2 protein-coding genes are annotated in these 5890 nt (G+C 31.0%); one reads left to right on the top strand and one right to left on the bottom strand.

All coding sequences use genetic code 11. The annotated features are described in order from the left end of the window. Positions 1–580 precede the first annotated feature (580 nt). A complete protein-coding gene (locus QM536_08935; protein ID MDI9357131.1) occupies positions 581–2638 on the top strand; it encodes a M13 family metallopeptidase in 2058 nt (685 codons plus the stop codon). A gap of 200 nt (positions 2639–2838) precedes the next feature. On the opposite strand, the gene QM536_08930 is transcribed toward QM536_08935, so the two are convergent. Next, positions 2839–5562 carry a hypothetical protein gene (locus QM536_08930; GenBank protein ID MDI9357130.1) on the bottom strand — a complete coding sequence of 908 codons (2724 nt, stop codon included), beginning with the start codon at positions 5560–5562 and terminating at the stop codon, positions 2839–2841. Positions 5563–5890: the final 328 nt, after the last annotated feature.

Raw genomic sequence — 5890 nt, 5'->3', positions numbered from 1 at the left:
TACTTATAGACGAGGAAACATTTTTGTAAATTATACAGATGTCGTTGCAAGGTTGGTAGAAGCAGGTGTCTCTATAAATATTACACGGCTTGGTATGAACTGATGCTCCTACTAACTGGGGGCAGTGGAGAGATGGAATTATTGCTCAAAGACCCGATTTAGAAAGTACTATACGAAGTATTTTTGCAGCTGATTACTGGATAGACAATTATCCTAATAGTAGTCCTGCTATTAGTTGTCCAAGATAAATAATATTATGTATGGGAAATACAGAAGAATGCACAAAGAGTTCTTCTGGTTTCCCATACTTTTTTTAATATGTAATAAAAAATATAAACCTAATAAACAAAAATATGAAAAACATATCTTTTAAAATTCTTTTTGTGTCTTTTCTTTCCTATATAGGGTAGTCATATAATGATTCATTTTGATGAAAACGTATCAATTTTTTTTAATTTAGTTTCGTAACGGTCTCGAAATGTATACTCCGTTGGGATAATATATTTTATTTTTACTAAATTGTAAAAAAATAATACATATAGTTAATTAATTTTCATTTAAAAATAAAAATAATAAAAAGATGTTCAAAAATATAAATTTTACACTACTGTGTGTAGTTATAGGAGTAAATATTTTTAGTTGTCGTACTCAAGAGAAAACAGAAGCATTTCAAGCATTTGATTTTTCTCATAGAGATACTACCGTAAATCCTGCAGATGATATATTTCAATATGTAAATGGGAAATGGTTAGAGAGAACGGAAATACCTGCTATTTACCCTGTATGGGGGGCTTTTTTAGAGATTCATGAAAATAATCAAGACATATTATCTTCGGTTATTAGATCTGCATCTAAAAATCCTGCCTATAAAGAAGGAAGTGACCAATGGAAAATAGGGCAATTTTATTCTATAGGTATGGATTCTATGCTTGTGGAAAAAAATGGAATACAGCCCATTAAGCCATTTTTAGAACAAATAGATGCTATAAGTGATAAAAATTCCCTTCAGAAAAGTATTGCGGAATTAAGAAAATATGGTGTTTATGCGTTCTTTGGAATCTATGGGTCTCCGGATGAAAAAAACACAAAAAATCAGGTTCCTTATCTTTTACAATGGGGAATGGGACTTCCTGATAGAGATTATTATCTAAAAACGGATGCTCAATCTTTAGATTTAAAAAATAAATACAAACAAATGGTCACGGAGATGCTTGTATTTACAGGGTATTCAGAGAAAGATGCTCAAAAAGGTTCAGAAGCTATTTTAAATATAGAAACAAAACTTGCAGAATCTAAATTAGATAAAGTGGAATTGAGAAATCCACAGCTTACCTATAACAAGATGACAATAGCAGGGCTTTCTGAACTGACCCCTTCTGTAAATTGGAATGTTTTTTTATCTGATGCAGGTTTACCTCAAATGGATAGTATCATTGTGAGTGAGCCAAAATTTATGAAAGCAATAGAAACTATCATAAATACTATTTCATTAAACGATATAAAATACTATTTAAAATGGCATACTATTAAATCTTACGCTCCTTATCTTCAAAAAGAGGTGGTAAATAGTAGTTTTCAATTTTATAGCAAAGAAATGAGAGGGACTCAACAAGTAAGACCTCGTTGGAAACGTGTTTTAGGGGAAGTGGATAACTCACTCGGTGAAGCACTCGGTAAATTATATGTAGATTCTGTATTTCCGCCTCAAGCAAAGAATAAAGCCCTTGCTATGGTAGAAAATATAAAAATGGCATTCGCAGAAAGAATAAAAAAACTTACATGGATGTCTGATACTACAAAAGAACAAGCTCTTAAAAAACTTTCTACCTTTACTGTAAAAATCGGATACCCTGATGAGTGGCGTAGTTATGCAAACTTAAAAATAGAAACCGATCCAGAAAAAACGTCTTATGCAGGAAATGTAATAAATGCGAGAAAATTTGATTATGATTTTGAACTTTCAAAAATAGGAAAACCAGTTGATAAAAAAGAATGGGGAATGACCCCTCACACCGTAAACGCTTATTACAACCCTGTATTCAATGAAATAGTATTCCCCGCAGGAATACTCCAACCTCCTTTTTATAACTATAAAGCAGATGAAGCAGTAAACTATGGAGGTATTGGTGCTATAATAGGGCATGAGATAAGTCATGGATTTGATGACCAGGGAAGCCAATACGATGCAGACGGAAATCTCAAAAACTGGTGGTCAAGTGCTGATAGAAAACGTTTTGAAACGCTCACTAAAAAATTAGTAAATCAATATAACTCTTATGAACCATTAGATAGTGTTTTTGTCAATGGTGCCTTTACCTTAGGAGAAAATATTGGAGATTTAGGAGGAATTGCTATGGCATACGATGGTCTTCAAAACTTTTTTAGGCAGACATCGCATCCTAAAGAAGTAGATGGTTTTACAGCAGAACAAAGATTTTTTATTTCATGGGCTACGTGTTGGAGAACAAAATACCGTGAACCATATCTAAAAAATCTTCTAATGACTGACCCTCATTCGCCTGCTCAGTATAGAGCAAATGGTCCCTTAGTAAATTTAGATCCTTTTTATACAGCGTTTGGTGTAAAAGAAGGAAATAAAATGTTCAAGCACGATACTGCTCGTATTAAAATATGGTAGCTGATAAAAAATAATAATACAATTCAAAAATACTGCACAAGAGAAAATAAAAGAGGGTAAACTTTCTAAAATCTTGTGCAGTATTTTTGTTTCTGACAATATATAATAAAAAAAGAGAGTACCCGAAAATTTCTTTGTATAAGAATATTTAATTTTAACTTTATTGATTGATAACCAAACAGTTACAAATTACAGGTATATCAAAAGTGATTTTTTGGGGGACTGTCCAAATTAAGATTATGGGTTTCTTTTAATTTTCTTCTATAGAGAGAATATTGAATAATTTTATCTATAAAATGAAAAGGTTTGTATCCACTCAGAGCCGCTTGGTGAAAAATACAAGTAGCAGGAGTCATACCCGGTAAAGAATTCACTTCTATAATAATAACTTTTATGTTATCATTTTGAATTTTCACAAAAGCATCGATTCTTGCATATCCTCTTAGGTTGAGTATTTGAGCTACTTTAAGCAGTTCTTTTTTGACGTGGGCAGTAAATTTTTGTTGCTGTTCGGTGTTTTCAGAAAATCTTGCAGGAGTAATATTTTTTCCTTCACCTGTTAAGAATTTTTCTTCTAATGAAAGAATATCACTTTGGGCTATTACTTCACTGGGAGCAAAAATATGAAATTCTTTTTTTCCATTTTTATGTAAAGTCAATAGTCCTCCCGTTATTTCTATACATTTTCCGTCATTATCTGTTTGTATAAGTTCTTCTGCCATAAAACAATCTTTTTGTGGGAAATCGGTAATGTTTTTGTTGGGCTGTAATATGGAATAAAGCTCTTTTGAGAACTCTTTATTGTTTCTAAAAATAAGATTGGCATAAGATTCTAATTGTTTTTTTATTTTAATTTTTATTACTCCCGTGCTGCATCCGTCATCTATGGGTTTTACTATGAAAGGGTAGGTAAGCGTTTGTTCTATTTGTCTTATAATTTTTGTTTTATTGCTGTTAGACATAATATCTTTTTTTGTGAATAATACATTTTTAGGGACATGTATTCCGTTTTCAGCAAGTATTTTGTTGGTTTCGTATTTATTTATGGTCTTACGAGAGGTAATAGAATCACTTCCGTTATAGGGGATTCGAACTTTTTCTAATTCTTTTTGGATAGTTCCGTCTTCTCCAGGTCTCCCGTGCAGTGCGATGAAAGCAAAATCTATTTTTTGTGATAATTCGGAGTAGCTTATTTTTTGTATTTTTTGTATGAAACCTGGTACGTATTTTTTGGTAATTTGTTGTGCTTCGTTCTTGATAATTTCTATAATAGGATGTTCTTCTTGGTTGTTGTTAGTAATTTTTTCTTGAATATCATCGGCATTATCTTTTAGAAGTATATGTATTGGTAGTATATAGAGTTCATGTTTAGATTCATTCCCTGTTAAAAATAGAGGTATGGGAGTGTATTTAGTAGAGGATGATAATTTTTCATATATGTTTCTTCCTGTTTCAACTGATATATGCCTTTCGGATGAATAACCTCCTAAAATAACTCCAACTCTTATTTTATTTTCTTGTGATTTTGGGGTTAAGATTTGAGTATCTAATTCGTCGAGTATTTTTTGGATTTTCTCTTTTGGTTTTCCTCCCTGAATTCGTACTTGAATGGAAGTTCGGATTATATAAGTTAAAAATTGTGAGGGGTTCATACCTATTTCAGCAGCTTGGTGAAAAAAGAAGGATGAGGGGAGCATTCCCGATGTAGTGTTAGGATCGTTCAGTATAACTTTACCATCTTCAGTATAGAACCCGTCTATTCTTGCATATACTTGGCAAAAAAGTGTTTGGTATAATCTTTCGCATTCTTTTCTTATTTTCTGTATTTGTTCAAAAGGTAAATTAATAGGTGTAGTTTTTCTGCTGATACCGGATAGATACTTTGCTCGGTAGTCAAATAGTGTACTCTCTTTTTTAATTTCAGTAGGAGGCAAAGCTATAGGTTTTCCTTTTTCGTCTTCTATAACAATACAAGAAAATTCTGTTCCTTGTATGAATTTTTCTATTATGACAAATTTTTCAGAGTATTCACTTACAAGGTTTACGGATACTTTGCTTGTATTAAGGAATTTTAACAGACGTTTTGGAGAATTTATTCGGATTTTATTATCTATGGTTATAGGTAACCCTATTCCATTTTTTATATCTATTATTTTTGCTATTTCTTTATTTTTAGATATTTCGGTAAGGTTTTTCCATTCGGTAGTATCTATTTTTTTTATAAAAAAACTTTGATTTATTTTTCTTATAAATTCTGCCATTATGACATTATTTACAACAGAAACCCCAATGGTAGAACCTTGATTTGGAGATTTTATTATAAATGGCAATCCCATATTTTGGATAATATTGTTTAAAAGATTTTTTTGTGCATTACTATTTTTTGCAAGCCAATCTTGCAGAGATATTATTTCATATTGAGGAACAGAAAAGCCACACTGTTCCATAATTTTTTTTTGATATATTTTATTGATAGAAAGTGCTGATGGAAAAATACCAGAACCTGAGTACGGGATACCGTACCATTCTAATATACCTTGTATAGTTCCGTCTTCACCAAATACTCCGTGTAATGTTAAAAAAGCAAAATCTATCATATTAGGAAGTTCGGAAATATCTATACGGTTTCCTACTGTTCTTGCAGCTTTGGATGTTATATAATAAGTATCTTCAAAAGATTCTATATAAAGAGGAAAATCTGTTTTCAATTTGGGAATAATGGAATGAGGAGGGTAAAAGTCCTGAATAGTTCCCTTATAGATATACTGCCAATCGAGTTCTATCAGATTGCCTAAACTATCAACAAATATGGGAATTGCTTCAAATAAATTTTTATCAAGATTATCATACACTGTTCTTCCTCCCGCAAACGAAATCTCTCGCTCCCTAGACCGCCCTCCAAAAAAAATGCCTACTTTTATCATCTTATAATTTTAATACAATAATGAGTTATAAATGTTTAATGTAATATTATCTATTTTTTAGCAAAAATAATTTATTTTTAGAATATTTGTGACTATGTAGCTACTTTTTTTTACCTATATAGAATAAAAATTGTATTTTATTGCATTACTCTCATAAAATAGTTTGATCCACTCCGAAAAATTCTTTTTACAGAAACATTACATGTTAAACCTATTGATAATCAAATTTTACAAAATTCTAAATGTATCAAAAATGACCTTTCTGGGTGGACCTTTATGTTATTATTTTATTTTTTCACCAGTCTAAATACTATTAAGAGCGTATTTC

The sequence above is a fragment of the Chitinophagaceae bacterium genome, from assembly GCA_030053935.1.
Classification (GTDB): domain Bacteria; phylum Bacteroidota; class Bacteroidia; order Cytophagales; family JASGCU01; genus JASGCU01.
The sequence above is the reverse complement of the archived record's forward strand: the minus strand, read 5'-3'. Positions and strand labels throughout refer to the sequence as shown.

What these genes read in the sequence shown, in the direction of transcription:
- QM536_08935 (MDI9357131.1), top strand. Translation starts at nt 581, where the DNA reads ATGTTCAAAAATATAAATTTTACACTACTGTGTGTAGTTATAGGAGTA.
- QM536_08930 (MDI9357130.1), bottom strand. Translation starts at nt 5,562, where the DNA reads ATGATAAAAGTAGGCATTTTTTTTGGAGGGCGGTCTAGGGAGCGAGAG.